24 protein-coding genes are annotated in these 26,633 nt (G+C 47.9%); all 24 read left to right on the forward strand.

The window, feature by feature from the left end; all coding sequences use genetic code 11:
* Positions 1–30: 30 nt before the first annotated feature.
* Positions 31–1,758 carry a sulfate adenylyltransferase subunit 1 gene (locus SPSPH_RS04210; RefSeq protein ID WP_075753516.1) on the forward strand — a complete coding sequence of 576 codons (1,728 nt, stop codon included), beginning with the start codon at positions 31–33 and terminating at the stop codon, positions 1,756–1,758.
* A gap of 104 nt (positions 1,759–1,862) precedes the next feature.
* Positions 1,863–2,366 carry a DUF6803 family protein gene (locus SPSPH_RS04215; RefSeq protein ID WP_075753518.1) on the forward strand — a complete coding sequence of 168 codons (504 nt, stop codon included), beginning with the start codon at positions 1,863–1,865 and terminating at the stop codon, positions 2,364–2,366.
* 154 nt (positions 2,367–2,520) lie between these two features.
* Positions 2,521–4,656, forward strand: coding sequence for an acetyl-CoA decarbonylase/synthase complex subunit alpha/beta (gene acsB / locus SPSPH_RS04220; RefSeq protein WP_075753520.1), 2,136 nt, complete (start codon positions 2,521–2,523; stop codon positions 4,654–4,656).
* Between the two features lie 573 nt (positions 4,657–5,229).
* A complete protein-coding gene (gene yedF, locus SPSPH_RS04225; RefSeq protein WP_075753522.1) occupies positions 5,230–5,820 on the forward strand; it encodes a sulfurtransferase-like selenium metabolism protein YedF in 591 nt (196 codons plus the stop codon).
* Positions 5,820–6,968, forward strand: a complete 1,149-nt coding sequence (locus SPSPH_RS04230) for an aminotransferase class V-fold PLP-dependent enzyme (protein WP_233138878.1) — start codon at positions 5,820–5,822, stop codon at positions 6,966–6,968. Before yedF ends, SPSPH_RS04230 begins: the two co-directional genes overlap by 1 nt.
* Positions 6,969–7,205, forward strand: coding sequence for a DUF3343 domain-containing protein (locus SPSPH_RS04235; RefSeq protein ID WP_075753524.1), 237 nt, complete (start codon positions 6,969–6,971; stop codon positions 7,203–7,205).
* A 15-nt stretch (positions 7,206–7,220) separates the two neighbouring features.
* Positions 7,221–7,871, forward strand: a complete 651-nt coding sequence (locus tag SPSPH_RS04240; RefSeq protein ID WP_075753526.1) for a 4Fe-4S dicluster domain-containing protein — start codon at positions 7,221–7,223, stop codon at positions 7,869–7,871.
* A gap of 9 nt (positions 7,872–7,880) precedes the next feature.
* Positions 7,881–10,931, forward strand: a complete 3,051-nt coding sequence (locus SPSPH_RS04245; RefSeq protein ID WP_075753528.1) for a molybdopterin-dependent oxidoreductase — start codon at positions 7,881–7,883, stop codon at positions 10,929–10,931.
* 47 nt (positions 10,932–10,978) lie between these two features.
* Complete coding sequence (gene phnD / locus SPSPH_RS04250; protein WP_075753530.1) at positions 10,979–11,869, forward strand: phosphate/phosphite/phosphonate ABC transporter substrate-binding protein; 891 nt, start codon at positions 10,979–10,981, stop codon at positions 11,867–11,869.
* 71 nt (positions 11,870–11,940) lie between these two features.
* The gene (locus tag SPSPH_RS04255; protein ID WP_083945393.1) at positions 11,941–12,708 is read left to right on the forward strand and encodes a phosphonate ABC transporter ATP-binding protein; all 768 of its coding nucleotides are present in this window, start codon (positions 11,941–11,943) and stop codon (positions 12,706–12,708) included.
* Positions 12,701–13,567, forward strand: a complete 867-nt coding sequence (gene phnE, locus SPSPH_RS04260; RefSeq protein ID WP_075753534.1) for a phosphonate ABC transporter, permease protein PhnE — start codon at positions 12,701–12,703, stop codon at positions 13,565–13,567. The genes SPSPH_RS04255 and phnE overlap by 8 nt, the downstream gene beginning before the upstream one ends.
* A gap of 38 nt (positions 13,568–13,605) precedes the next feature.
* A complete protein-coding gene (locus SPSPH_RS04265) occupies positions 13,606–14,763 on the forward strand; it encodes a double-cubane-cluster-containing anaerobic reductase (protein WP_075753536.1) in 1,158 nt (385 codons plus the stop codon).
* A 3-nt stretch (positions 14,764–14,766) separates the two neighbouring features.
* Positions 14,767–15,543 carry an acyl-CoA dehydratase activase gene (locus SPSPH_RS04270; RefSeq protein WP_075753538.1) on the forward strand — a complete coding sequence of 259 codons (777 nt, stop codon included), beginning with the start codon at positions 14,767–14,769 and terminating at the stop codon, positions 15,541–15,543.
* A 328-nt stretch (positions 15,544–15,871) separates the two neighbouring features.
* The gene (locus tag SPSPH_RS04275; protein WP_109298139.1) at positions 15,872–16,840 is read left to right on the forward strand and encodes an ABC transporter permease; all 969 of its coding nucleotides are present in this window, start codon (positions 15,872–15,874) and stop codon (positions 16,838–16,840) included.
* Positions 16,834–17,580, forward strand: a complete 747-nt coding sequence (locus SPSPH_RS04280; protein ID WP_075753540.1) for an ABC transporter ATP-binding protein — start codon at positions 16,834–16,836, stop codon at positions 17,578–17,580. Before SPSPH_RS04275 ends, SPSPH_RS04280 begins: the two co-directional genes overlap by 7 nt.
* 25 nt (positions 17,581–17,605) lie before the next feature.
* Positions 17,606–18,610: an ABC transporter substrate-binding protein gene (locus SPSPH_RS04285; protein WP_158027044.1), complete on the forward strand. Its 1,005-nt coding sequence runs from the start codon at positions 17,606–17,608 to the stop codon at positions 18,608–18,610.
* A 318-nt stretch (positions 18,611–18,928) separates the two neighbouring features.
* On the forward strand, positions 18,929–19,783 hold the full coding sequence (locus SPSPH_RS04290; protein ID WP_075753544.1) for an ABC transporter ATP-binding protein: 855 nt from the start codon (positions 18,929–18,931) through the stop codon (positions 19,781–19,783).
* Entirely contained in the window at positions 19,783–20,859 is a 1,077-nt protein-coding gene (locus SPSPH_RS04295) for an ABC transporter substrate-binding protein (protein ID WP_075753546.1), read from the forward strand. Before SPSPH_RS04290 ends, SPSPH_RS04295 begins: the two co-directional genes overlap by 1 nt.
* A gap of 177 nt (positions 20,860–21,036) precedes the next feature.
* A complete protein-coding gene (locus tag SPSPH_RS04300) occupies positions 21,037–21,795 on the forward strand; it encodes an ABC transporter permease (RefSeq protein WP_075753548.1) in 759 nt (252 codons plus the stop codon).
* A 17-nt stretch (positions 21,796–21,812) separates the two neighbouring features.
* On the forward strand, positions 21,813–22,892 hold the full coding sequence (locus SPSPH_RS04305; RefSeq protein WP_075753550.1) for a uroporphyrinogen decarboxylase family protein: 1,080 nt from the start codon (positions 21,813–21,815) through the stop codon (positions 22,890–22,892).
* 31 nt (positions 22,893–22,923) lie between these two features.
* Positions 22,924–23,568 (forward strand): corrinoid protein, encoded by a 645-nt coding sequence (locus tag SPSPH_RS04310; RefSeq protein WP_075753552.1) that lies wholly within the window; start codon positions 22,924–22,926, stop codon positions 23,566–23,568.
* 146 nt (positions 23,569–23,714) lie between these two features.
* Positions 23,715–24,602: a hypothetical protein gene (locus SPSPH_RS04315; RefSeq protein ID WP_075753554.1), complete on the forward strand. Its 888-nt coding sequence runs from the start codon at positions 23,715–23,717 to the stop codon at positions 24,600–24,602.
* Positions 24,603–24,716: 114 nt separating this feature from the next.
* Positions 24,717–25,493 (forward strand): ABC transporter ATP-binding protein, encoded by a 777-nt coding sequence (locus tag SPSPH_RS04320; protein WP_198930885.1) that lies wholly within the window; start codon positions 24,717–24,719, stop codon positions 25,491–25,493.
* 40 nt (positions 25,494–25,533) lie between these two features.
* Positions 25,534–26,631 (forward strand): ABC transporter substrate-binding protein, encoded by a 1,098-nt coding sequence (locus SPSPH_RS04325; protein ID WP_075753556.1) that lies wholly within the window; start codon positions 25,534–25,536, stop codon positions 26,629–26,631.
* Positions 26,632–26,633 lie beyond the last annotated feature (2 nt).

The raw sequence follows: 26,633 nt of genomic DNA on the forward strand, positions 1-26,633 counted from the left end.
GAATACATCGGGAGACGGGGAGGCCGCTACATGGACATTGAGAGAGAAGTACTTAATATAGTTGTTGTCGGGCATGTCGATCATGGCAAATCCACAGTGATTGGCAGGCTGCTGTATGACACCAAATCTTTGCCCGAAGGTGCCATCGACCGGGTAAAGCGAATTGCCAAAGAAAAGGGTAAACCCTTTGAATATGCTTATCTGCTGGATGCTTTTGAGGAAGAGCAGAAGCAAGGCATTACCATCGACACTACCCAACTGCAATTTCGTACCGAAAAAAGAGATTATGTAATTATTGATGCCCCCGGACATAAGGAGTTTCTAAAAAACATGATTTCCGGAGCTGCCAGTGCCGAGGCTGCGCTTTTAATTATTGACGCTAATGAAGGGATTCAGGAACAATCCAAACGGCATGGCTATATATTGTCATTGCTGGGGATACAAAAAGCCTATGTACTTATTAATAAGATGGATTTAATTGATTATTCAGAAGCCAAATTTAATGAGATTAAGCAGGAAATAAACGAGTTTTTGCACAATCTCCACGTGTTTCCTTTAAAATACATCCCGATTTCAGCCTTTTTTGGCGAGAATATGATTACCCGTTCAGAAAAAATGCCCTGGTATAAAGGCGAGCCGATCCTTACGGCAATTGACTTGTTTGAAAAAGACAAAGGGCTGGAGACAAAAGCGCTGCGGTTCCCCATTCAGGATGTCTATAAATTTGATAACCGGCGCATTATTGCCGGTCGGATCGAATCAGGGACGCTGCATGTCGGCGATGAAGTTTTACTATCGCCCGCTAATAAGCTGACAAAAGTTAAGACAATCGAGTACTGGACTGACAAGGATAAAACTGACAGCGTCTATGCCGGAATGTCGGTGGGCATAACGGTTGAAGATGAGTTTTTTAACCAGCGGGGCGAATTTATTGTTCATCCTGACCAGGCACCGCTAGTTTCCGACACATTCAAAGCCAACATCTTTTGGATGGGGAAAAAGCCTTTGGTGAAAGCTGCAGACTATAAGCTCAAACTGGCGACCCAGGAACTGGAGTGTGAGATATACTCGATCGTCAAGGTCATTGATGCCACTACGCTGGCGACAATAGAAGATGCCGGACAAGTTAAAACCAATGACGTAGCCGAAGTCATTATCAGGACCAAAAAGCAGCTCTGTTTTGATGAATTTAAGAACAATCAATTGACAGGCCGATTCGTTATTGTTGACGGCTATGATGTAAGTGGCGGCGGGATTGTCTCAGGCCTTGTGACCCAGTGGCAGACTGTGAGCAAATTTACGGCAAACGGATTGGAACTGGTGGTAAATTGTTTTGATGACTATATCTATGTACTTGCCGAAGGGGCTGTAAGAAGGTTTGATGCCAGGCCCCATACCTTTGCTGCCGGTGATGTAGTTGCGATAACCGGAAAAACCTATGAATATCCTGCCGATTTCGACATAATCGATATTCAGACAAAAGTAGCCGCCAAAGTGAGGAAAGCCAGAATGGCAGGAGTGATACCCCTGGCTGAGTACACCTATAGTGGTATGCCGGTAATTGAAGCTAGAGGAGCCGGCCTTAAGCTGGCAACTGAGGAAGATTTTACTCAGTTTTACAGTGAGCTTGAGACCATAGTTAGCTGGCAGACGAAGGCGGCGTCAAGCTTTACTGCTAAGTGGCTTGAATTTACCAGATACCGGGGTATTCCGGTTGTAGCGGCAGTTGGTGAAGCAGGTGCAGATTATCAGATTTAATAAAAAATCATGCGTTTTCCAGAGGGCCTTCACAAGTTCTTCACAATCTCCTGCTACAATTAGCGTAGTTAACAACCCGGTTGCGGGAGGAGGAGAATGAACTTATGAATATGACCCATTATATGGAACTGTTGGCTGTGAATCAGCCATGGAATCTCATTATCTATATGGTGATTCCGGTTGCGCTGGCCGAAGCGCTGGTAGCTACTGAGTTTTTTGTGGTATTCAATCGGGGTAAGGCGGGCGGTGTGCTGCGCACCATCAATAAGTACATTGGGATTGTGCTTGGCTTCTATTTCCTGGGGATTTTTCTTAACCTGATGATTACGGCAGTGCCGGGAATGCCCTGGCGGGGTCCGGCCGATATCCTGGCAGTTGGCGCGTATCTGAGCGGTGTCGTTCCGCTTATGGGGATTGCGCTCTTAGAGCTTGGCGTTATTTTCAAGGGCAAAACCGAGAGCGAAAAACTGAAACTGCACTTTATTTTGCTTACAGTATTTTTGGTAGTTGCTCACATTGCCATGATATTTGGTATGGTCGATCCGACTGTTATGGGCTGGAATCCTGACGGAGCGCCGCCCATGCAGCATAATATGCATAACCATTAAAAAAATAGGAATCTGCCTAATCCCTTGTCAGCCCTTGGCTTTCAATGGGTAGGCAGATTTTTCTATTAATTTCTAATTTTTGCAGGATTAGATAGAGGCAGCTAGAATAGTAAGTATGTAAAAAGAATAACATACTCCTGAAGGAGGCTTGCTAATGTCTAAACAAATTTGTGAATTGGCTTATCAGGGGGCATCAACAGCTGTAGGTCTTGCGGAAAAACTCCTTACGGAAGCCATTGAAAAACATGGTGCAGAAGCACCGGTGAAGTATCCTGATACGGCATATAAGCTGCCGATTGTTACCGCCTTAAGCGGCGAAGACATAACAACATTAGGTGAGATTGTTCCTGTTTTACAGAGGATTAAAGCAAATAACCTGCGGCCGGAGCCGGAATTGGGCAATGCCTTACTATCCGGTGAAGCCACCCTGTATGCCGGTGAAATTATCGAGGCATTACGTTATGTCGGCAATGATCAACCGGATGAAGCCCCATATACCGGCTTTTTGCCTGACCGTATTTTGCGTAAATGCGGCGTGCCGCTGGTGGATGGCACTATTCCCGGTGTTGCCGTCATTACCGGCAAGGCCAAAGATGCCAAAGCGGGTGCCGCGCTGGTAAAGGACCTGCAGTCTAAAGGCATTCTGGTTATGCTGGTTAATGATATCATTGAACAATGTATTGCGGAAAATATCAAAGTAGGTTTGGATTATCTGACACTTCCGTTAGGGAAATTTACGCAGATTGTGCATGCCGTTAACTTTGCTGCCCGTGCCGGTTTGGCCTTTGGCGGTGTTCCCAAAGGTGAGCGTGAGCGGATGCTGGAATATCAAAAGAACCGTGTTCCCGCTTTTGTTATTGCCTTGGGCGAGCTGGATGCCGTTACTGTGGCAATTGGCGCCGGCGCGCTATTTATGGGTTTCCCCATTGTTACCGACCAGGCACTGCCGCCGGAACTGCAAATCCCGGGACTCTTAGAACCTCAGCCTGATTATGATAAAATTGTCAAACTGGCTTTGGAGCTTCGCAACATAAAACTTAAAATTGTGGATATCCCGGTTCCGATTACTGTCGGGCCGGCATTTGAGGGTGAAACCATCCGTAAGAAAGAAGCCTGGGTGGAGTTTGGCGGCGGTCGCTCACCCGGCTTTGAGCTTGTTCGCATGGCTGACGCCGACCATGTGGAAGATGGCAAAATTGAAGTTGTCGGACCGGAAATTGATGAAATGCCTGAAGGTAGTGTATTCCCGATGGGGATTATCGTTGATATTTATGGACGTAAAATGCAGGAAGACTTTGAAGGCGTGCTGGAGCGCCGTATCCATTACTTTATTAATTATGGCGAAGGGTTATGGCATGTTGCCCAGCGTGACTTGTGCTGGCTCAGAATTAGCAAAGGAGCTAAAGAGGCCGGATTTAAGATCCGCCATTTCGGCGAACTCTTAATTGCCAAGTTCAAATCCGACTATCCGGCCATTGTCGACAGGGTGCAGGTAACACTTATTACCGATGCCCAGGTTATTGATGAAAAAATTAAGATTGCCCGTGAAAAATACCAGGCGCGTGATGCCAGGCTGAAAGGTCTTACCGACGAATCGGTCGATACCTTCTACTCTTGTACCTTGTGCCAGTCCTTTGCCCCTAACCATGTCTGTATTGTTTCGCCGGAACGGGTTGGCTTGTGCGGCGCAGTAAGCTGGCTTGATGCGAAAGCCTCCAATGAAATTACACCCACCGGACCTAATCAGCCGATCACCAAAGGCGAGTGTCTTGACGAAGCAAAGGGTATGTGGAAGAATCTGAACGATTTCCTCTACACTTCGTCCAACCGCACTCTGGAAGAGGTCAATCTATATACCTTGATGGACAAACCGATGACTTCCTGCGGCTGCTTTGAGGCTATCATGGCGGTATTGCCGCTGACCAACGGCGTTATGATTACTACCCGTGAACACTCCGGCGATACGCCTTGCGGTATGTCCTTCTCCACCCTGGCCGGCACTTGCGGCGGCGGGGTGCAGACACCCGGTTTTATGGGGATTGGCCGCCGTTATGTTGTAAGCTCTAAGTTTATTCCGGCAGACGGTGGTTTGGGCAGGATTGTCTGGATGCCGAAAGAATTAAAAGAGTATTTAAAAGACGAACTGGCCGAACGGGCTGTTCAACTCGGCTTGGGAGCCGACTTTGTTGATAAAATTGCCGATGAGACGGTGGGCATAACCGAAGAGGAGATATTGCCTTTCCTGGAAGAGCGGCAGCACCCGGCCTTAAAAATGGACCCGCTGATGTAACAGTAGCGCAAATGAAAAGATAACCCTGGGGCATTGCTGCCAGGGTTATCTTTTTTTGGAGCTATTTACCAATAATTTAAACTTTATTTTAGCAGGAGTTTGATTATTGAAATAGAAAAAATAGATTAGTTAAATTAATTTTTTTTATAAGTATCGATAGTGCAGGCGCGATTAGGCTTGCCGCAGCCACTGCCGGTCCAGATACCACAGGCCTGACTGCATATCCGGGTGGGGGGAGAGACTGTCTTACAATGAATGAAATGAGAGTGTCGATTTTTATAGATTATTTCAATAAAGCAGTGCAAGAAGACCAAAGGCGGCAGCCGGGGTGTTAGAGAAAGTGTTTCACACAGGTATGTATTATGATTATAGAAATTATCAATAGGTATTGGGTTTGGTGATTGAAAAACACGATTAGAGCATTTTACTTATCTGTGTTAGGATAACACAGTAAAAACTCATCTTTCATCAATAAATAGCAGCCAAGCTGTGAAAAAAATGGCTGTTGGTTCTCTGCCTGCAGGCAGCAGCAGCTAATTTATAATTTGAAGCAAAAGAAAAAGGAGATAAGCAATGCGACAGATTAATGCAATCGGGGATGCCTGTCCACTACCTGTTATCAAAACCAAAAAAGGTCTTGATGCCATCGAGAGCGGCCAACTGGTGGTGCTGGTGGATAATGAGATAGCTGTCCAAAATATCCGCCGGTTAGCTGAGGCAACAGGCTGTCAATTTGACGTAGTGCAGCAAGAGGGTATTTTTCATATTTCGCTGATAAAAACTGCAGCCCAGCCGGATAGTTCTGCCGCCCGCAGTGCGGCAGTGGCCGGTAAAACAGTTGTCGTCCTGTCTGCCGATACCATGGGAAACGGCGACGACGAGCTGGGGCGTATCTTAATGAAGGGATTTATTTTTGCTCTTACCCAGTTGGATACACTGCCTGATACTATCCTGCTCTATAACACGGGTGCAAAACTGGCAGTACATAGTTCAAGCTCCCTGGAAGATTTACTTGCTTTGGAAAAGGCCGGGGCTGCCGTCCTGACCTGCGGCACCTGCCTAAATCACCTGGGGATTGCAAAGCAGCTCGGGGTAGGGGAAGTAACCAATATGTACCGTATTGTGGAAGAGATGCGTGAGGCCGGACGCATCCTGCGCCCTTGATGGCTATGATTTATTTTGACAATGCAGCAACCAGCCTGCCCAAGCCGCCGGCGGTGGGACAGGCGGTGCTGGCGGCCATAAATACTTTTGGCGGGGCCGGGAGGGGAGGGCATCCTGCTGCTCTGGCGGCATCCCGCTGCCTGTTTCAGGCTCGCAAAGCCGTAGCCGGGTTATTGGGGTCTGCTGCTGACCGGACGGTTTTTACCGCCAATGCGACAGACAGTCTGAATATTGCCATTGCCGGTCTGCTGACCCGGGAAGACCATGTTATTACCACTGCCCTGGAGCATAATTCTGTGCTGCGGCCGTTATATAAACTCCGCTCCCAGGGGATGGGGTTATCGATTGTTGACATTGACCAACAAGGGAATCTGGATTGCGACGGGTTTCGCCGTTTGCTGCGTCCCAATAGCAAAGCGGTAGTCTGTACCCACGCCTCCAACCTGACCGGTACGCTTACCGATTTGGCGTTCCTGGCCGATTTCTGCCGGGAAAACGGCCTGCTGCTGATTGTGGATGCAGCGCAAACCGCCGGTGTATTTCCCCTTGACATGGACAAATTGGGGATTGATGTTCTCTGCTTTACCGGTCACAAAGGACTGTTGGGACCGCAGGGGACCGGCGGGCTTTGCATCCGGCAAGGGCTTGCCGTGCAGCCGCTTAAAGTAGGCGGCAGCGGACTTCACAGCTATAGTGAAACCCATCCGGCAGATCTGCCAGAGGCCCTGGAAGCCGGTACGGCCAACGCCCATGGCATCGCCGGCTTGCTGGCCGGTGTTGAGTACATTCAGGCAACAGGTATGGATACTATCCGCGACAGGGAGCTGGAGCTGGCAACACTCTTTCGCCAGGGGATTGCCGCAATTCCCGGGGTTCGCATTTACGGAGATCCGGCCAGGCCACACGCTCCCCTTGTAACGCTGAATATCGGTTCCCTGGATTCAGGCGAGGTAGGGGACCGTCTGGCAACCCTTTACGATATTTGTGTACGGAGCGGTGCCCATTGCGCCCCGCTGGCGCATTTGGCGTTAGGAACCCGGAGCCAAGGTGCGGTGCGGTTTAGCTTCTCCTCGTTCAATACGGAAGAAGAAATCCAAAGAGGAATTCGGGCGATTGCGGCGATTGCCGCAGAGGAGGAGCAGGGATAAATGGAGAGAAAGAAACAGCCCAAATTAGTGATTACCTTTCCCACCACCACGGCCGCGATGGCAATGGAGGCTGCCTGCGCAGCCGGGCAAGGACGCTTAATACCTATTCCCCGGGAAATCAGTGGCGGCTGCGGCCTGGCTTGGTGTGCAGAGCCGCAACTGGAGGATAGGCTGCTCCGGGTGATGGCTGAAAACAGTATTGTCTATCAGGAGAAACGGGTTCTTCCGCTATATTAACAAGGAGGGTAAGTATTGCAAAGTCGCAGAAACTTATTGAAGCAAGGCATTATGGCGGTAACTGCCGCTATGCTGCCAATCAAGGCAATGGCCGGACAAGAAAGCACAGTCCGGTATCAAATGATTGTTGATCAGAACCGCTGCATGGGTTGTCAGACCTGTGTTCTAGCCTGCAAAGCCCAGAATGATATTGCGCCCAGCCAATTCCTGACCCGGGTTCTGATCCGGGAAGAAAAAAAAGGAGCAGTTGCCAGGCAGGTATTCAAACCTGTGGGCTGTAACCAGTGTGAGAGTCCACGGTGTCTCACCGCTTGCCCGTATAAAGCCATCAGCAAGCTGGACAACGGCATCGTGGTGACCGACTGGACTTTATGCCGGGGCGTGAAGGCCTGTAATAATGCCTGCGGTAATGCCTGTCCCTTCCATGCCCGGATTGCTGATCCGCGTTTTGCCGGCAAATCGGACAAATGCGATTATTGTGCAGACCGGCTGGAAACAGAATTGCAGCCTGCCTGTGTCGAGGCTTGTCCGGCACGGGCCCGGATTTTTGGCAACAGCCGGCAGGCCAACGGTGAATTTGCAAAATATCTTCAGCATCCCGCGCTGAGTTCTTCCCGTGCGGAACAATCAATTGAAACAAATACAAAATATATTCCGCTGCGATAAGGAGGAGCTATGGAAAAAGACTGGACTCAATTAATACATGAAAAAGTAAAGCGGCGGGAGTTTCTAAAATTATCGGCAGCGGCCATTGCCGCCGCAGGTATCCCGCTGGCAGGCGCCGGAGCAGCTGAGGCGACCGGGGTGTCAAGTCCGCGGCGGTTCAAGAAAATCGCACCAACCGTAAAAAGTAAAAATCGTAATATTGTTCACTCTGTATGTCTGGGCTGCAATGCCCGCTGCGGCGTACGCGCCATAGTTCAAGGCGGCAAGCTTGTCAAACATGCCGGTAATCCCTATCACCCTTATAACACTCAGTTTCAGCCGATTGACTATAATACCCCGGTGGCTGAATCTCTGGCCGCGACGGGAACCATCTGCGGCAAAGCCGAGGAAGGCGCCAACTATCTTTACAATCCCTATCGGCTGCTGAAGCCGTTAAAGCGCTCCGGCAAAAGAGGGTCCGGTAAGTTTGAACCCATTGAATGGGAACAGTTGATTGACGAGGTTGCCAAAGGCGGGAAGCTGTTTGCCAGGCTTGGCGATATGACCGAGTACCCCGGTCTGGCTTCGCTGGACAGTGATCAGCCGATCAATCCCGATGCGCCGGAATTAGGCTCTGTCCGGAACGGTTTTATTTTCCTATCCGGCCGGGACCAAACCGGCCGCAAAGAATTTGCCGACCGGTTTGTGCGTGACGCCTTTGGTTCCATTAACCGGGTCGGCCATACCGATATTTGCGGTATTGGATTTCGCATGGGGAATTGGGCGCTGACAGAAAAAAAAGAGGTTGAGTTTAAGGCCGACCCGCTGAATGCTGAATTCATGCTGGTGTTAGGTGCGAATATCTACGAAGCAACTCAGCCGGGAGTCAATACCTATGGCGCAATGGTTGCGAGACGAAACTCCGAAGGAGAGCTCAGTTTCGTAGTTGTCGATCCCCGGGCCACCAATGCTTCTGTTCATGCAAAAAATTGGATAGCGATTAAGCCCGGGCAGGACGGTGCGCTGGCGATGGGCATGATTCGCTGGATAATAGAAAATGAACGCTATAACCGCGGGTTTTTGCTTTCACCTAATGCCAATTCCGCCGCCGCGCAGGGTTATGCCTGTCACTCCAACGCAACCCATTTGGTCATAACTGACCCCAGCCATTCCAATCACCGCAAACTATTGCGGGCTGCCGACATCGACCCCGGTGTTCCGCAAGATCAGGCGAATGCTTTTATGGTGCTGGTTGACGGCAACAGACCGGTGCCTTTCGACAAGGCGGGCACTGCTCTCCTGGACTTTGCCGGTGAAGTGGTCACTGCGGCGGGGGCATCCATCAAAGTTAAGACTTCCTTCCGCCTGCTTGCCGAAGCCGCGCAGCTTCATAGCCTGGAGGAGTACGCTGGCTTAGCGGGAGTGCCTGTCAGCCAAATCATTGATATTGCCAAAGAATTTACTTCCCATGGAACGCGCGCTGCTGTTACCCAATACCACGGCGTGGGCAACTATCTGGGCGGTACTCATGCTGCCTATGCTGTTGCGGTACTGAACGCACTTGTGGGCAGTGTGGATCGCAAGGGCGGCTATTTGAAGGGCGGCGGCGGAGCGGCTGCCTGGAACAAGGGCCTTTATGATTTGACGGATTTCCCGGGTAAGCGTAAGCCTGCCGGGGTCATGATCTCGCGTGAGCAGGCTGCTTATGAAAAAACCACAGAATTTAAGCGGCATGGCTATCCGTCCAAACGTCCCTGGTTTCCCTTTACTGTCGGCGGGCTCTGCGTTGAGGCCATGAGCGGCATTGATGAACAGTACCCCTATCCTTGCAAGATACTGTTTACCTATTTCTTCAATCCGGTGTATTCCATACCTGGCGGCAACCGTTATGAAGCAACGCTGGCTGACCATAAAAAAGTTCCCCTGCATGTTTCCATTGATGTTACGGTCAATGAGAGCAATTTGTATGCTGATTACATCGTACCTGATCTAACTTATCCTGAGGGGCATTATGGCTTTTTGACCCCGCATGCCCCGGCTCTCCGCTTTACTGCCGTCCGGGTTCCCACGGTTGAGCCGTTGACGGCCAAAACCGCTGACGGGCAGGCTTACTCTCTGGAAGCCTTTTTGATTGACCTGGCCAAGGCGGCCGGTCTGCCGGGCTTTGGCGCCGGCACAGTGCCTGGCGCGCAGGCTGCCTATGGGCTGGATAGCGGCGAGGATTACTATTTGCGGGGAATTGCCAATTTGGCGGCAAATGCCAAGGTGCCTGCAGCCAGCCAGGATGAAATTGCCTTTGTGGAGGCCAATTATCCAACTGCCCGGTATAAGCATCTGCTTAAACCGGAGGAATGGGCAAAATGCTGCTATCTGCTTGCCCGCGGCGGTGTATTTCAGCAGTCCTATGAAGATGTTTTTGCCGGTGAGAACCATCGCTTTGGTGTGAAAAAAGTCGTTCTTTACAACGAGGAACTGGCAACGCAGCGTAATTCGCTCACAGGCGAATATTGCAGCGGTGTAGCCGCTTATACTGTGGCGACCACTCCGACAGGTGAGGTACTGGCCGAAGAAGATGCTGAATATGGCTATAATATGGTTACTTATAAAATGAACGTACATGCCCAGGCCCGTACCGTCTGGCATAAATGGGCCATGGAAATCTTTCCCGAGAACTATATACTTATGAACGAGCAGGATGCCGTCCGGGAGAAATTGTCAACCGGAAACAGGGTTCGCCTCATTTCCCGCAGCAACTCTCAAGGTATTACCGGTGAAATAAAGGTCACCAAGCTGGTCCGGACAGGGTGTCTGGCTATTGCCCATCATTATGGACATACCATGATGGGAGCGGCTCCCCTTAGCGTTACCAACGCCAACCAGGTATTTTTCGGCGGCAACGCAGTTGCCGATAAGAAAAAATTAAAGCCTGATATGACAATCGGCAGGGGAATCAACGCCAACAACATCAGTCGTCTTGACCGGAGGCTTAATAATACCCCGCTTACCGATGCTGTCGGTGGTATTCCGGACTTCAGCAGTACCAAAGTCAAAATTGAAGTAGTTAGCCGGACGGCAGACTAGATCTTCGATGCAGCAATTATCAAAACAAAAATTAAGGAGTGGCAGTAATGAGAAAGTTAGTTATCCTGATGTTATGCATGTTTTTGATGGTAGTGGCCGCAGGCTGCGGCAAGAGTGAGGTTGCTAAACCTGCGGCAAATGAAAACTCCAAGCCGGCAACTCTGCGGGTAGGTGTTATTCCTAATCAGGCTCCTGATAAAATTAAAGCGCAATACGAACCTTTCCGCAAATATCTTCAGGAAACACTGAATATGCCTGTGGAATTGTTTGTGGCGACCGATTATGCCGGCGTGGTTGAGGCGATGGCCAATGACAAGCTGGATCTGGCGTACTTTGGCGGATTAACGTATGTGCAGGCCAAGCAAAAAGCCAAGATCCATCCCATTGTCACAGAAGTTGATCAGGAAACCGGTACAACCGAGTATTACAGCCTGATTATTGCTCCCAGCGACAGCGAGCTAAAAGAAGTAAAAGACATTAAAGGCAAGGTTTTTGCGTTTGGTGATATCAGTTCCACCTCCGGATCGCTTTATCCGCGATTTATGTTGGACAAAGCAGGCATTAAAGTGCCGGATGATCTGAAAAATGTAGTGTATTCCGGTGGCCATGACGCAACGGCACAGGCTGTTCAAAATGGCACCGTGGATGCAGGCGGTATTGAAGGCAGAATACTGGCAAAGCTGATTGCTAAAGGCACTGTCGACGGAAGTAAAATTAAAGTGTTGGAAAAACACCTGGTTGAGGGCTATCCCTGGGTAGTACGGGATGCACTGGATAAAGATCTTGAAGGTAAAATCGTTCAGGCGTTCCTTGGCATGAAGGATCCCGTACTGCTTGACCTTATGCGGGCCAAAGCTTTTGCCAAAGTGTCTGCGGAAAACTATGTGGAAGCCGACCGGGAAGCCCACAGGCTGGGTTTGGTAAATCCGAAAAAATAATTATTATTAACACAACAGGGTGAGAAAACAGGGGCACAGCCCCTGTTTTTCCGGAAATAAGAGGAGTACAAGTGATAGCAGCACAAGGTCTTCAGAAATTATATGCCAGCGGCCAGGGACTGAAAATGGTGAGCTTTTCCATTCGACCGGGAGAATTTGTCGGTATTTTAGGCCATAGCGGTGCCGGTAAAACAACATTGATGCGGCTCCTGGCCGGTTCTATTTTTCCTACCGGCGGCAGGCTGGAAGTGCTTGGGTGTAACCTGGCCGCTGCCAGACGCAAGGATTTGCTGGATATGCGACGGCGTATCGCTACTGTTTATCAGAACTTTAATGTGGTTCCCAGTCTTGATGTTGCCCGGAATGTTATGCTGGGCCAATTGGGGCGGCGGTCGCTGCTTAATTCGGCTCGCAGTCTATTCTGGCTGGCAGATCAAGACCGCCGGACCATAATGGAGCTATTAGCCGAGCTGGGGATTGCCGAAAAAATGTACTCACCCTGCCAGGAACTGTCCGGCGGCCAGCAGCAGCGGGTGGCTATCGCCAGAGCGGTATTCAGTGACGCGGCGCTAGTACTGGCAGATGAACCGATTGCTTCTGTAGATCCGGCTACTGCCACGCTCATTATGGAACAATTTCGCACAATGCAGCAGCAGGGTAAGACTGTAATCCTAAACCTGCACCAGGTGTCAAGTGCAGTAAGCTACTGCTCGCGGCTGATTACCCTGCAGCAGGGGCGTATCGTATATGACGGGCCGCCGGATGGGTTTGAAGCGACAGAGGCCTATAGCCAGCTTATTGGTGAGGGAAAAAGGATAGGAGCCGGATGTGATGAATGAGCAGCGCAAGCATTGGATGAATTTTATATTGGCCTTTGTATTAATGGCTGCCATAGTCCAAAGTGGGCTTGATACCAAATTCTCACCCACGGCATTTTCCGAACCGTCCAATATCAAGGCAATGAGTCGCTTTGTCGCAGGCCTATGGCCGCCGGAAACCGATGCTGCATTTCTGACAGCCATCGGCAAGCTGCTGCTTGAAACCGTGGAGATTTCTATAGTTGCAACCGCGCTGGCCATAGTGCTGGCTTTTCCCATGGCGCTGGCAGCCATGCGGCCGCGGGGTGAGGAATATGCCCGTACGGTCATTGGTACGCCGCTTTGGCTGCTGCGTTGGTTTTGTTATCATGCCGCCCGCGCTATATTAGCGCTGTTTCGCGGTGTTCCGGAACTTATGTGGGCGCTTTTGTTCGTTGTTGCCGTTGGCCTGGGGCCTTTTCCGGGGGTGTTGGCCTTGACGGCGCACAGTATTGGTATTTTAGGTAAATTGTATGCTGAAATTTTTGAGTCGGTAGATCTGCGTCTTGTCGAAATGACGCGGGCTTCCGGTGCGTCTGAATTGCAGACACTGGCTTATGTTCGCTTACCGGTTACCCTCCCGGTATTTTTATCCTATACTTTGTTTCGTTGGGAATGCAATATGCGTTCGGCAACGGTGCTTGGTTTTGTTGGTGCCGGCGGAATCGGCACACAATTAATGATCAGTATGAAGCTGTTCATGTACCAGGAGGTTTCAACACTCATCATGGCAATATTTCTACTGGTAGTCGCCGTAGAAATGATTGGCCAGTACTTACGAACCCATATCCTCGGCGATCCCGGGCAGGTTAAGCAGTCCTGCCGGATTCTGTCTGAGTGAAATGCGTACAGCTTAATAACGAAGGGAGAGATATGTACATGATTGAGAGAAAGACCGAGTTACCAGAAATATTTGAAAGCTTTGCCGAAGCAAGACAGAATGGATTTCTCGCCATGAAGAAAATTAAGGACAGCGGCAAAGGGGTGGTAGGCCAGTTTTGTACCTATACCCCGCTGGAGATTTTTATGGCTGGAGGCCTTGTCAGTGTGGGTCTGTGCTCTACCAGTGACGAGACCATTCCCGAGGCTGAGAAGGTGTTGCCCAGCAACCTGTGTCCGCTGATTAAGTCCAGCTACGGATTTGCCATCACCGACAAATGTCCGTACATGTATTTTTCCGATTTGGTGGTGGGCGAGACTACCTGTGACGGTAAAGTGAAAATGTATGAACTCCTGGCTGAAATCAAAAATGTCCATATTCTGGAACTGCCCCGGCGGCAGGATACCCCGGAAGCCAAGGCTCTCTGGCGGGCGGAACTGGTGCGGCTGAAGGAACGGGTGGAAAAGGATTTCGGTGTTACCATTACCGATGACAATTTGCGGGATGCCATTCGCCGGCGGAATGTCGAGCGCAGGCTGCTGAAGGAACTGTATGAGCTGAGCACCATGACACCGCCGCCCATTACCGGTCTCAGGCAGCTGCAAATCCTTTTCGGCTCTCAGTTTAAATTTGACTGGGACGAAAAGGTTGCGGAAATCCAGAACGCCATTGACAGCATCAAGGCAGCCTATGCCGCCGGGGAACGCCCGGTTGCAGACACCGCGCCCCGGATTCTCATTACCGGCTGTCCTATGGGCGGTGTTACCGAAAAGGTGGTTAAAGTCATCGAAGAAGCCGGTGCTGTCGTTGTTGCTTATGAAAACTGTACCGGTGCCAAGCAACTGGACCGGCAATGCCCGGAGGCAGGCGATCCGATGACCAGCATCGCCGACCATTACCTGCAGATCGGCTGTGCGATTATGACACCTGACAAAAACCGGTTTGAGCTGTTGGAACGTCTCTGTGAACAGTTTCAGGTCGACGGCGTGGTGGAAATGACGCTGCAAGCCTGTCATCCCTACGCGGTGGAGGCGCATTCGGTTAAAGAATTCATGCAGAAAAAGGGCATTCCCTACCTGCAGCTGGAAACCGACTACGGCACTGCCGATATTGGCCAGCTGTCCACCCGGGCCGGCGCCTTTGTGGAGATGTTGTAGGTAATGATAAAAGCATCAATCGGTATTGACTGCGGCTCTGCCGCATGCAAAGGCGTTCTCCTCCGGGAGGACGCCATCCTTGCTTCCTGTGTTATGCCCACCGGCTGGAGCCCGCGGGACACTGCCCGGGCGGTTTTGGCACAGCTTTTGTCTCAGACAGGGTTTGTCCAAGAAGCTGTACAGATTATTGCAACAGGTTATGGCCGGGTAAGCATTGACTTTGCCCACCGGACGGTAACCGAAATTACCTGCCATGCCCTGGGAGCGGACTATCTGCTGCCTGGTGTGCGCACCGTTATTGACATTGGCGGTCAGGATTCCAAGGTGATTGCAGTGGAAGCCGGACAGGTTCTGGCTTTTCAAATGAATACCAAATGCGCCGCAGGCACCGGCCGGTTTCTGGAAATGTCGGCAAACCGGATGGGGATTGATCTGGCGGAATTTGCCGATTTGCTCACTGCCGGCAAAAGCTGTTCGTTAAGCAGCATGTGCGCCGTGTTTGCCGATTCGGAAATCGTCTCCCAACTGGCAGCGGGAAAAAGCCGTGAAGAAGTGGCCGGCGGTATTGTTCAATTAGTGGCCGACCGCACAACTGCGTTAGCCGCCAGGGTGGACGCTGCGCCGCCCATACTGCTGACAGGCGGTTTGGCAGATATGGAGGGGCTGCGGCTGGCGCTGGCCAAGCAGCTTGGTCATCCGGTGGCTGCTGCCGGGTTATCCCGCTTTGCCGGCGCGATTGGCGCGGCAAGGACGTATTGGCGAAAAAGAGTAAGAAAATAGGCTGTCGGCCGCGCAGAGAATGTAACAATCCTGACAAGGCCTATTAATTATTTCAATAGAGTAGTTGTAAGCAGGTTCAGGGCAGTAACAGGGGCGGAGCGCCCCCTTGTTACTGCCCTGAGTTTATATTTTCAAGTATTGCCGTAAACAGCTTTTCCTGCATTTTTATGCTGAATTATAGAACATATCAATAGTGGTTGGATTTACCAATTGAAAAACACGATTAGTGCATTTTAAGTATCTATGTTAGGATAACACTCAGGAAATTCGCTTACTGTTCTAGTAGGCGCCTAGTGGCAAACGATAAATTTTTAAGGGGTTTTCCGCAGTGGAATCTACAAGAAAAAAAATTTTTGACAAACGAGTGTTATTGCCGCTTGTTTCTTCCTTACTTGCACTTGGCTTACACATTTTTTTACCAAAGCACAGCGATATACTGGCAAAGGATTTTTCTTACTTTATTTATTCGTTAGCCGGATTATCGGCAGTATGTGCTGTATTTGCAATCATGTCCCTGTATAGCGAGCGAGTAAGAGTTGCCTATGCCTATAAATCAGCTTTCATCGCCGGCATGATTTTACTTATCAATATCTACAATGTAATTACTTTGAAATTCATGTTGATTCCCGGCGTGTATTTTCCTTATCCAGATAAAATAATCCATGTATTTTATACCCATGGATTATTTATGCTAAAGTGCTTGGCTCATTCCCTCGGGCTGCTGGGGTTAGGCGTGTTAGGGGGCGGAATAACCGGAGTTTTGACAGGAATCGCTGTAGGGTGCAGTAAACGCGCCAGCTACTGGATTAATCCTTTTATAAAATTAATCGGCCCCATCCCGGCGATTGTATGGATTCCGATAGCTTTAGTTGTTTTCTCGACATCTTTCAGTGCAAGTGCGTTTATTATTGGTCTTAGTGTCTGGTTCCCGACAGCAGTGCTTACCAGCTCAGGCATTGCTAACATAGAAAATGCCTATTTTGAGGTTTCAAGCACGCTGGGGGCTAGTCCGGTATATAAGGTTTTGAAAATAGCGGTGCCAGGAGCGCTTCCTTCGATGTTTATCGGATTTTTTAACGGCATAACCTCAGCGTTTTTAACACTTATGACCGCTGAGATGGTGGGGGTCAAATTTGGTATAGGCTGGTATATAAACTGGCAGCGTGAAACCATGTCCTATGCTAATGTATATGCAGGGCTCATCGTTATCGGCATAACCTGTTTTCTGGTGGTGACACTTTTGTTTAAAACCAGGGATAAGCTTCTTATCTGGCAGCAAGGAGTTATCAAGTGGTAGGAAAAATAGAGATAAAAAATGCCCAAAAAATCTTCAAAGGTCCGGACGGAGAAAATGTTGTTGCCATTAACGGCTTAGACCTTAGTATTAATGCCGGTGAATTTATATCCCTGGTAGGGCCGTCAGGGTGTGGAAAGTCTACTTTATTAAGACTGATAACAGGCCTTGACCGGGCAACAGAGGGAATCATAACCCTGGACGAAGAGGAAATTACAGAACCAGGCTGCGATAGAGGCTTGGTTTTTCAAAACCCCAAGCTTTTTCCCTGGAGTAATATTTATGATAATGTGGCCTTTGGACTAAAGGCCAGGAATGTATATAAAGAAAAAAAGCACGAGGTAGATGAATTTATCAACATGGTCGGGCTTAAAGGTTTTGAAAAAGTGTATCCCCATCATCTATCAGGGGGGATGGCGCAAAGAGCGGCACTAGCCAGGGCGCTGATCAATCATCCGAAGGTTCTGCTCTTAGATGAGCCGTTAGGCGCACTTGACGCACTGACAAGGGTTATAATGCAGGATGAGATTATCAAAATATGGCAGGAAAGAAAAACAACCATGATCATGGTCACCCATGATGTGGAAGAGGCTATATATATGAGTAACCGGGTTGTGGTAATGACACCAAGACCGGCAAAAATAGATGAAATAATCGACATTAACTTACCCTATCCCAGGGTGCGTGACTCAAATAAATTTTTAAAGCTGAGAGGGAAAATATTAGGGGTAATTAATGGATAGTAAAGAAATAGGGGAGGGATTAATTGTGAAAAAGTGTAAGGGTTATGTGGCTTTATGTTTAGTTTTAATGATGATTTCTGCCACACTTGCAGGCTGCAGTAATACGGCTAAGGAGACGGCTGCTGCTAAAAAAGATGACTATGTTGTGAAAATACCTGTTTCCGGAGGCTTGTGCAATGCGCCGTTGCATGTCGCTCTTGACAAAGGAATGTTTGAAGAAGCAGGAATCAAGTATGAGATTACCAAAATTGAAACTAATACGGTTGACCTGATGGTAGCAGGCAAAGCAGATGCATTTTCTGAGATGCTGCCTGCCATGATCCAGCAAATTAATAATGGCTTAGATGTAAATATCGCTATGGGCATACATACAGGCTGCCTGAAATTAATTACCAAGAAGGATTCGCCGATCAATAGTGTCAAGGAGCTCAAGGGCAAAAAAATAGGTGTGCCGGGACTGGCAAGCTCGCAAGCGATAATTACACAAAGAGCGTTATTGGCAGCAGGCATAGGTGCTTCGCCTGAGAATATGGAAGTGGAGTTTGTGGTTTATAATCAGCCGGAACTGCCCATAGCTCTTAAAAATGGTCAAGTGGATGTTATCGGCATGAGTGACCCGGCAGCCAGTTTATTTGTAGCAGATGAAGGTGCGAAATTAATATTGGATACTGCTGTAGATCCTGAATATAAGAATGAGTATTGCTGCGTACTGGTATTAAGACCTGACTTTGTTAAACAGCATCCGGAAATAGCTAAAAAATATGTGGGTGTTATAAAAAAAGCAGGCGAATATGTACAAAACCATCCGGAAGAAGTTGCAAAAATGCAAGTAGATAAAAAAATAGTCGCCTTAGGCAACCCAGAGTTTAATGCAGGTATATTAAAAACCTACAAGTTTATACCTTCAGTTCCGGAGGGGAAACAATCATTCAAAAATAACCTTGAAGATCTGCAAAGGTTAAAAATAATCAGCAAGGACTTGGATTTAGAGCAAGTTATTAAAAAAGTATATCTGGAATTCGATAAATAATGTAATCTTGAGCAGGCATTGTGATAATTCCTGAACTCTACGGATATTGTTTATATTTTTACATTAAGGAAAATATCTGAGAAATTAAGTGAAAAAAGATAACCCTGACAGCATTGGCTGCAGGGTTATCTTTTTCACATATTTATAGCATTTATCGATTGATGTCGAATTTTATAATTGAAAAATGCAATTAGTGTATTCTAATTATCTATGTTAGGATGACACCAAGAAAGTTTTGTCAAATTCGCTCTGTAAAAGATTGAGTTTATATTTAAACTTTTACGAAGTTGGAAGCAAGGGAACGAAGTGGAGGTCAAAATGTTAGAAGTATCAATGGACAATTTACAATTTGGCTATGGTGAAGAGTTGGTTTTAAGTGGCTTGAACTATAATGCCAAAGCCGGTGATTTTGTTTGTCTTTTAGGGCAGTCTGGCTGCGGCAAAAGTACGCTGTTGCGATTGATTGCAGGACTGGAAAAGTCAAATCCGGGACAACTGATGGTTGGCGGCAAGCCTGTTGACGGGCCAAGCCTGGACAGAACTATGGTGTTCCAGGATTATGGCTTATTCCCCTGGATGACAGCAGGTGATAACATCTGCATTGCATTAAAGCAGAAATATAAGACCTGGGATAAACCTAAGCTCAAAGAGGTAGCTTTGGAATGGACGCGCAATCTGGGCTTGGACGAGGAGCTGTTTGACAAATACCCAATGAACCTTTCCGGGGGGCAAAAGCAGCGTTTTGCAACCGCCCGGGCTTTTGCAATTGATGCTCCGCTGCTTTTGATGGATGAGCCTTTTGGGGCTTTGGATGCAGTTACCAAAGCCTTGCTGCAGGACACCGTTCTAGAACTGTGGCAAAACGGCAAGGAAAAACGTAAGACTATTTTTTTTGTAACTCACAGTGTTGATGAGGCATTGCTATTAGCAACAGACATTCTGGTTTTAGGACAAGCTCCCAGCAAAATCATTTATACCCATTCATTTACTGAAGCAACAAAGCCTACGCGGGAAACTCTGTTTACCGATCCGGCGGTGTTGGATTTGCGCAACCGCCTTACCCAAATCATTTATGATGAAATAAATGAAAAAGCACTCCGCTTGAAGCAGCAAAAGGCTGCTGATAAGAGCGCAGAGAAAACAACAATTTTTAACAGAAAGAAGGCTATATAATGAAAAAAATCTTACCGGTAATTATACTCTGTTTGATTATGATGCTTGCCCTTGTGGGATGCGGCACAAATGCCCCTGCCAGTGGTACTGCCGATACCAAGGGTAAAGCAAACAAAGATGTTTTAAAAATTTCCGTTGCTGCCCAAAACAATTCCGGGCAGGTTTTCCAGTATATGGCTGAGGCGCGCGGCTTCTTACAGGAAGAAGGCATTGATGTCAATATGGTATATATCAACAACGTGACCGATGCTTTGACCGCTCTGTCCGGCGGCAAGGTTGATGTATTATCTACATATGGCACAGGCGGTCCCTTAATTCAAATTGCCAATGGGCAAGACTTCACCATTTTCGGCGGCTATATGATTATCGGTGAAACACCGATCTATGGTAAACGTGAAACGGAATGGAAAAACCTAGAGAGCTTTCGCGGCAAAAAAATCGGTATTACCCGTGGCGGAACGGCTGATACCGTGATAAGAGGCATATTATCTGAGGCCGGCCTTCTTAATGATGTAACCTTTGTTGAATATAAGAAAAATCAAGAGGTCTTGCAGGCTATAGCAGCCGGCGAGGTTGACTTTGGCGGTACCGCAACCGGTCATCAATTGCAAGCTGCCGACTTGGGCTTGGATGTCAAGATGTGGCCTGATGAATATTGGCCGAACCATTCCTGCTGCCGCATGCTTGCTACCAGCGCCTGGATAAAGGACGAAAAAAATCAAGAAGCGCTGTATCGTATGCTGCGCGCATATTTGCGGGCTGAAGAAGCCATGCAGGGCAACAAGGATGAAGTAGTTGATTTGGTTGTAAAAAAACTTGATCTTGATAAACCCACTGTAACAAGCTTTGTTAAAAGCGAGCATATGAAATATGACTCTGATCCGTTTAAAAACAGTGTAATCAAAATGTGGGACAGGATGATCAAATTCGGTTATATCAAGGAAAACAATATTCCAATTGCAGAGCATATCAATACCAGCATTTACAAAAAAGCGTTAGAATCTTTGATTAAGGACTATCCGAACAGCCAGTTCTTCAAAGATAAGCTTGTTCAATTCAATCAGAATAACGCATAGTTACTATTGAACGGCAAATTAAGATTCCCGCCTCTATAGGCGGTGTTAGTTCAGGTGGGGCAGAGTCCCCGCCTGAACCTCTGCTGTTTCAGCTTGCTGAAACGAGTTTACAGTTTGGGTGAAGATATTATAACGTGGCAGCGGATCTGCCATGTTTGAAAAGAGGGATTTTAACTGATGGCTAAATTCGCAAAAGAGTATGGCGGCATTATTGCCATAGGTATGTGTTTATTGATTGGTTATATCTTGCTGACCGATGTGCTTGGCGTTTTATCTGCGTTCCTTTTTCCCAGCATCTTTAAAGTCATAAAGCTATTTCCACAATATATAGATCAACTGATGACCGGTTTGTTAAGCTCTTTATTCTTGCTGGTTACTGCTTATGTTTTGGCGGTTATCACTGCCATTACACTTGGCACAATTATTGGCTTAAAAAGCGGTCTGCGCAAAAACGTGACACCTTATATCTATGCCTTCAGCGCTATTCCGGTACCGCTCTTAACGCCATATGCTATCAATTTACTGCCAACTTTCCAGGCAGCTTCCATCTTCTTGATTTGGCTTGCTGCCTTTTGGGTTATTTTTGGGACAACCATTGGTGCTGTTATGAGTATTGACAAACGGTATTTGGAAACCGCGGCAATCTTGGAAATGTCTAAAGCCGAGAAGCTTTTTTCGATAATTCTGCCGGCAGCATCTCCCAGTATTTTAGTGGGCTGTTCCATAGCATTAACCTTATCGTTTATGATGCTGGCTGTTGCCGAAATGTTTGGCGCAAGATCCGGTATGGCTCATTTTGTCCAATACTATTCCGACTTTGCAAAATTTGATGTGGTAATGCTCGGTTTTTTGTTTACATCAGCGGTTTTGGTTTTAATTATGTACATCTTTGATACAATCAAACACCGGATTTTACATTGGACGATCAATAACTGATAAAGGATTGAATTGACATGCAAGATCAAATGACGCCGGCGCAAAGAGCGGCTGCTATCGCCAAGGGCTCTCTGGCAGACAGATTGCCATGTAACCCCAATATTGCCAATGGTACTGCCAGGATTTACGGTTGTAAAATTTCCGAGTTCAAGCATAATCCTAAAACTATTGCCCAGGCGCAAATGGCGGCATATCATAAGTTCGGCGGCGACAGCTTGCGGATTTTTACTGATTTATTCCCCTGGGCGGAAGCAATGGGAGCAACTGTTTCTTATCCTGAGGATGATACGGCTGATTTGTTAAAACCGGCAATTGTCAGCGTACAGGATATTGATAAGCTTCGTCCTGCTGATCCCTACAAGGACGGACGGCTGCCGGTGCAACTGGAAGCAATGAAATATCTAAAGGAGCTGGCCAAGGATGAAGTACCCTGCTCTGCCGGTATTGTCGGCGCATTTACTAATGCATTTTTTCTGTTCAGTACCAATGAAACACTGAAGCTTATCCACAAAAATCCACAAGCAGTACATAAGCTGTGCCGGGTTTCTCTCGAAACCTGTAAAGCTTATGCTCAAGCGGCGCTGGATATTGGCTTGAATCCCACCATATCAGAGCCCATGTCGTCTTGTACGGTAGTCAGTCCCAAGGTTTTTCGGGAGTTTTCGCTGCCATATCTTAAAGAACTCGTAGAATTCATCAAAAGCTATGGGCCTAACCCTGTCATTCATATTTGCGGACAGACCAAAAAAATCTGGAAAGATGTTGCAGACCTTGGGATTGGCGGGATGAGTATTGATAATGTAGCAAGCTTGCAGGAGTGTAAGCTTGCTATTGGCTCCCAAACCAAAATTATGGGTAATGTAGACCCCGGCGGGATTATGTACTCAGGAACGCCGCAAGATGTCCGCCTTAAAACCCTGGAGGGGATTTTGGATGCTTATGACTCTCCTAAGGGTTATGTGGTTATGTCAGGGTGCAGCCTGCCTGTGGAAACCCCATTGGAAAATATCCAAATGATGATGGATACTGTACGCGAGGTTGGTTATCCTGTTTGCCCTGAGCGTGTTATAGAAATGATTCAAGACTGTAAGCAATAGGCAAATTGGCTTAAGAAGGGACTAGATTGCGATGACTGGCAAGGAAGAATTATTAAAATTATTAGCGGCATGCGTAGTGGAAATGGAAGATGAAAAAATCATTCCAACAGCACAAGCCTATATAAAGGCCGGTTATCCCGCCGCCGAAGGCATTTTGCATGGCTTGGTGGAGGGAATGAATAAGGCTGCCGATTTATATGAGAATGAAGAATATTTTATACCTGAGCTGCTGATTTGTTCTGATGCCATGTATAACGGTTTGGATGTTTTAAGCCCGCATCTGGGTAAACATGATTTTCAGAAAAAGGCCAAGGTAGTCATCGGCGTTGTCGAAGGTGACACCCATGATATTGGGAAGAATATCGTGAAAATTATGCTGGAAACGGCCGGATATGAAATTATCGACTTAGGCCGTGATGTTCCGGCTGCAGCTTTTATTGAGTGTGTTAAAAATACGGGAGCAAGTGTGGTTGCCCTTGCAACCTTGATGTCCACCAGCACCGGTAATATGAAAAAAGTCATTGACTTGCTGCAGCAAGCAGGCCTGCGTGAAGGTGTAAAGGTTATTGTCGGCGGCGGCCCCATTTCAGCGGCTTTTGCCGAGAAGATAGGTGCTGACGGATATGCTGTAAATGCCGTGGAAGCCGTGAAACTGGCGGATAGATTAGTCGGATAACAACAAATGTGTTGTGAGCACTTACTGATTTACAAAAGAATATCCTAATGCTTCATTATGCTCAGGAGATTGGAACGGCGTTTTAATTTACAAAATTGAAAATCATGTTTATGCATAGAGAATATAAGCTAAAGGAGGTGAAATCCATGCAGCAATTTACTCAGGAACTAAAGGAGTTCGCTTTAGCCCAGGGAGCTGATCTGGTGGGGATCGCCAAAGCAGCTGATCTGGATGAGTACTTTACTCCGCCCCACCGTCCGCAAGATCTTATGCCAAATGTAAAAACCATCATTGTCATGGCACTTCACATTCCGGACGGTTCCATAGAGGCCCAGAAAAGGGAGGTTACCAATTATTCCTACAGCATTTTCGGGTTTACCCACCTGAATAAAGAATTAGACGCTCTCACTTACCGTGTAACCCGGTATATGGAAAAGGGCGGCTATGAAGCTCTGCCGATACCGGGTAAGGGCAGCCATTATTGGGAGCAGAAAAAGTTTTATGGACCATTTTCCTTCCGGCATGCGGCCGTTGCGGCAGGATTGGGTGAAATTGGCTGGAGCGGACTTTTTCTTACGCCAGAGTTTGGCTCAAGGCAGCGGTTGACAGTCATTCTTACCGATGCCGCTTTAATTACTGACCCGCCCTTTGCCGGTTCGGTATGTACCAAGTGCTTTGACTGTATCAAAAATTGCCCGGCAGGTGCGATTCAAAAGACAGAATGGACGAAAACCATAGGCGGACGGCCATTGACCTATGGTGTTGTCGACGGCGACCGCTGTTACTGGGTTGCCAGAGGCTTGACGACCAAGGCGTGGCCGAATGCCCCTTTTAATCCCAATGTTGATGTAGAAAAAACAGTGCCGATGACTGCTGAGGAAAAGTTTAACGCCTTATGGAAAAAAAGGGATGCGCGGCTGCGGGCCAGTGAACATGATGTCGACAGCTATGGCGCTACCATCTGCGGACGGTGTATGGCATTTTGCAGTGCAGGCAGCCGGGCCATGCAGGCTAGGATGAAAAGAAATATATGATGTACGGGATTGATATTGAAAATGTGGTGTTGTGGTGGAAAGAACTTCTGTCGCGTTGAATGGTCTGTTAATTTTGAATATACATGCATAAGGGAGGTGAGTGCGATACATGATGTGAAAATTGAAGGGCTTTCTTTTGCCTATAAAAACGATAACAGATTAATTCTGAAAGACATCAGCATCGATGTGCAAGCCGGGACCTTTGTGGCGTTGCTGGGGCAGTCCGGCTGTGGAAAAAGTACCTTCCTGCGTCTTCTGGCCGGCTTGGAGACTGCCACTGCAGGAACAATCCTTTTAGATGATCGGCCGGTAAGCGGGGCCAGTCTGGATAAAGGCATGGTTTTTCAGGACTATGGACTATTTCCGTGGATGACAGCTGGAGAAAATATCATGCTGGCTTTAAAACAGCGCTTTCCTCAGCAAGACAGAAAGAAACTGAAACAGTTGGCACTTGACACATTAAATGCAGTAGGTCTGGATGAGTCGGTATATCGTAAGCTGCCAAAAGAGCTGTCCGGCGGTATGAAACAGCGATGTGCCATTGCCCAGGCGTTCGGTATTGATCCCCCGATCCTGTTAATGGACGAGCCATTTGGAGCGTTAGATGCAGTGACCCGTGCGCGGCTGCAGGATTTGGTGCTGAAGCTGTGGTCGCAGGAGAATCCAAAAAAGACTGTGTTCTTCGTCACCCACGATGTGGATGAGGCACTGCTCCTGGCTAACCGAATCATTGTTTTCGGACAGTCTCCCAGCAACATAATCTACGAATGCTCCATTCCGGCAGACCAGCGTCCCACCCGGGAAAACCAGTTTGACAATCCGGAGCTTCTGGAACTGCGCAATACGTTGATCTTCCAAATCAATAAGGATGTGGTATCCCGCATTTCTTAAGCGGTATTATTACTCAAATAATTTTAAAAGGAGAGTACACATGAAAGTAAGAATTGGTTTATCGATTTTGGCACTGACGGTTATGCTTACCATGGCGGGTTGCGGTGGAAACAGCAGCAATTCTACCCCTGCCAGCACTCCCAAATCTACTGACGCAGCGAAAGCAGCACCTGAAACCAGTGTGGTCAGATGGAACTATGGCACCAGCGGCAACGTAATGGTTACCATTGCGGAAAAGAAGGGATATTTCAAGGATGAGGGTATAACCCTTGAAATGGTTCCTGCCACAGCTAACGCTGACGCTATGGCACTGCTCGCTACCGGCAAGGCAGATGTTGCTTCCAATGCCGGCACCAGCAACCCCTTGCAGCAGATTGCTTCCGGCGTAGATTTGACCATATTTGGCGGACATATGGTGGATGGCAGTATGCCTATTGTCGCACGCAAGGGTACTAAATGGAACGGCGTTCAAGACCTGATCGGCAAGAAGTTCGCCTGCAATCCCGCTTATTTCGCATTCACTGGCGCTGTTATGGATTTGGGATATAATGATCCTCTCAAGGCTGTGGAATGGGTTACCTATACAAATTACAATGATGCTTTGGCCGCTGTGGTGCGTGGCGAGGTGGATTATGCCCTCATGGGTACCGGCCAGAATTATGCTGTGAAAAATATGAAAGAAATTGATATTGTGGCCTGGCAGGGCGATGTAATGAAAAACTATTCCTGCTGCCGTCTGGTTGCCCCAACGTCATTTGTAAAGAACAACCCCAATACCGTCAAGGGTATTATGAAGGCATTGATTCGCGCCCAGCGTTATTATGAGGCTAATAAGAATGAGGCCATTACCCTGCAGGCTGAGAACATTAAAACCTCTAAAGAGTATGTGGCTGCCTATATGCTTAATGATAACTATGTTGTCAGCCCGGATCCTCTCAAAAACCCAGTTATCCGTGCCTGGGGGATTCTGGATAAGACCGGTTTCCTGAACAAAAAAGCCAAGGATATAAACATTGCTGACCATATCAATACAGATTTGTACAAGGCTGCTTTGGATGAAGTAACTGCACAATATGGAAGTGAAGACCCCGAATTCTATAAAAAGCTGCAGGCTTTTTACCAGGAAAATAACTCCTAATC

This window comes from Sporomusa sphaeroides DSM 2875 (genome assembly GCF_001941975.2).
GTDB lineage: Bacteria > Bacillota > Negativicutes > Sporomusales > Sporomusaceae > Sporomusa > Sporomusa sphaeroides.

Bases quoted from the DNA above. Each gene is read 5' to 3' on its own strand.
- SPSPH_RS04210 (WP_075753516.1), top strand. From the start codon at position 31: ATGGACATTGAGAGAGAAGTACTTAATATAGTTGTTGTCGGGCATGTC.
- SPSPH_RS04215 (WP_075753518.1), top strand. From the start codon at position 1,863: ATGAATATGACCCATTATATGGAACTGTTGGCTGTGAATCAGCCATGG.
- acsB (WP_075753520.1), top strand. From the start codon at position 2,521: ATGTCTAAACAAATTTGTGAATTGGCTTATCAGGGGGCATCAACAGCT.
- yedF (WP_075753522.1), top strand. From the start codon at position 5,230: ATGCGACAGATTAATGCAATCGGGGATGCCTGTCCACTACCTGTTATC.
- SPSPH_RS04230 (WP_233138878.1), top strand. From the start codon at position 5,820: ATGGCTATGATTTATTTTGACAATGCAGCAACCAGCCTGCCCAAGCCG.
- SPSPH_RS04235 (WP_075753524.1), top strand. From the start codon at position 6,969: ATGGAGAGAAAGAAACAGCCCAAATTAGTGATTACCTTTCCCACCACC.
- SPSPH_RS04245 (WP_075753528.1), top strand. From the start codon at position 7,881: ATGGAAAAAGACTGGACTCAATTAATACATGAAAAAGTAAAGCGGCGG.
- phnD (WP_075753530.1), top strand. From the start codon at position 10,979: ATGAGAAAGTTAGTTATCCTGATGTTATGCATGTTTTTGATGGTAGTG.
- phnE (WP_075753534.1), top strand. From the start codon at position 12,701: ATGAATGAGCAGCGCAAGCATTGGATGAATTTTATATTGGCCTTTGTA.
- SPSPH_RS04265 (WP_075753536.1), top strand. From the start codon at position 13,606: ATGATTGAGAGAAAGACCGAGTTACCAGAAATATTTGAAAGCTTTGCC.
- SPSPH_RS04270 (WP_075753538.1), top strand. From the start codon at position 14,767: ATGATAAAAGCATCAATCGGTATTGACTGCGGCTCTGCCGCATGCAAA.
- SPSPH_RS04290 (WP_075753544.1), top strand. From the start codon at position 18,929: ATGTTAGAAGTATCAATGGACAATTTACAATTTGGCTATGGTGAAGAG.
- SPSPH_RS04295 (WP_075753546.1), top strand. From the start codon at position 19,783: ATGAAAAAAATCTTACCGGTAATTATACTCTGTTTGATTATGATGCTT.
- SPSPH_RS04300 (WP_075753548.1), top strand. From the start codon at position 21,037: ATGGCTAAATTCGCAAAAGAGTATGGCGGCATTATTGCCATAGGTATG.
- SPSPH_RS04305 (WP_075753550.1), top strand. From the start codon at position 21,813: ATGCAAGATCAAATGACGCCGGCGCAAAGAGCGGCTGCTATCGCCAAG.
- SPSPH_RS04310 (WP_075753552.1), top strand. From the start codon at position 22,924: ATGACTGGCAAGGAAGAATTATTAAAATTATTAGCGGCATGCGTAGTG.
- SPSPH_RS04315 (WP_075753554.1), top strand. From the start codon at position 23,715: ATGCAGCAATTTACTCAGGAACTAAAGGAGTTCGCTTTAGCCCAGGGA.
- SPSPH_RS04325 (WP_075753556.1), top strand. From the start codon at position 25,534: ATGAAAGTAAGAATTGGTTTATCGATTTTGGCACTGACGGTTATGCTT.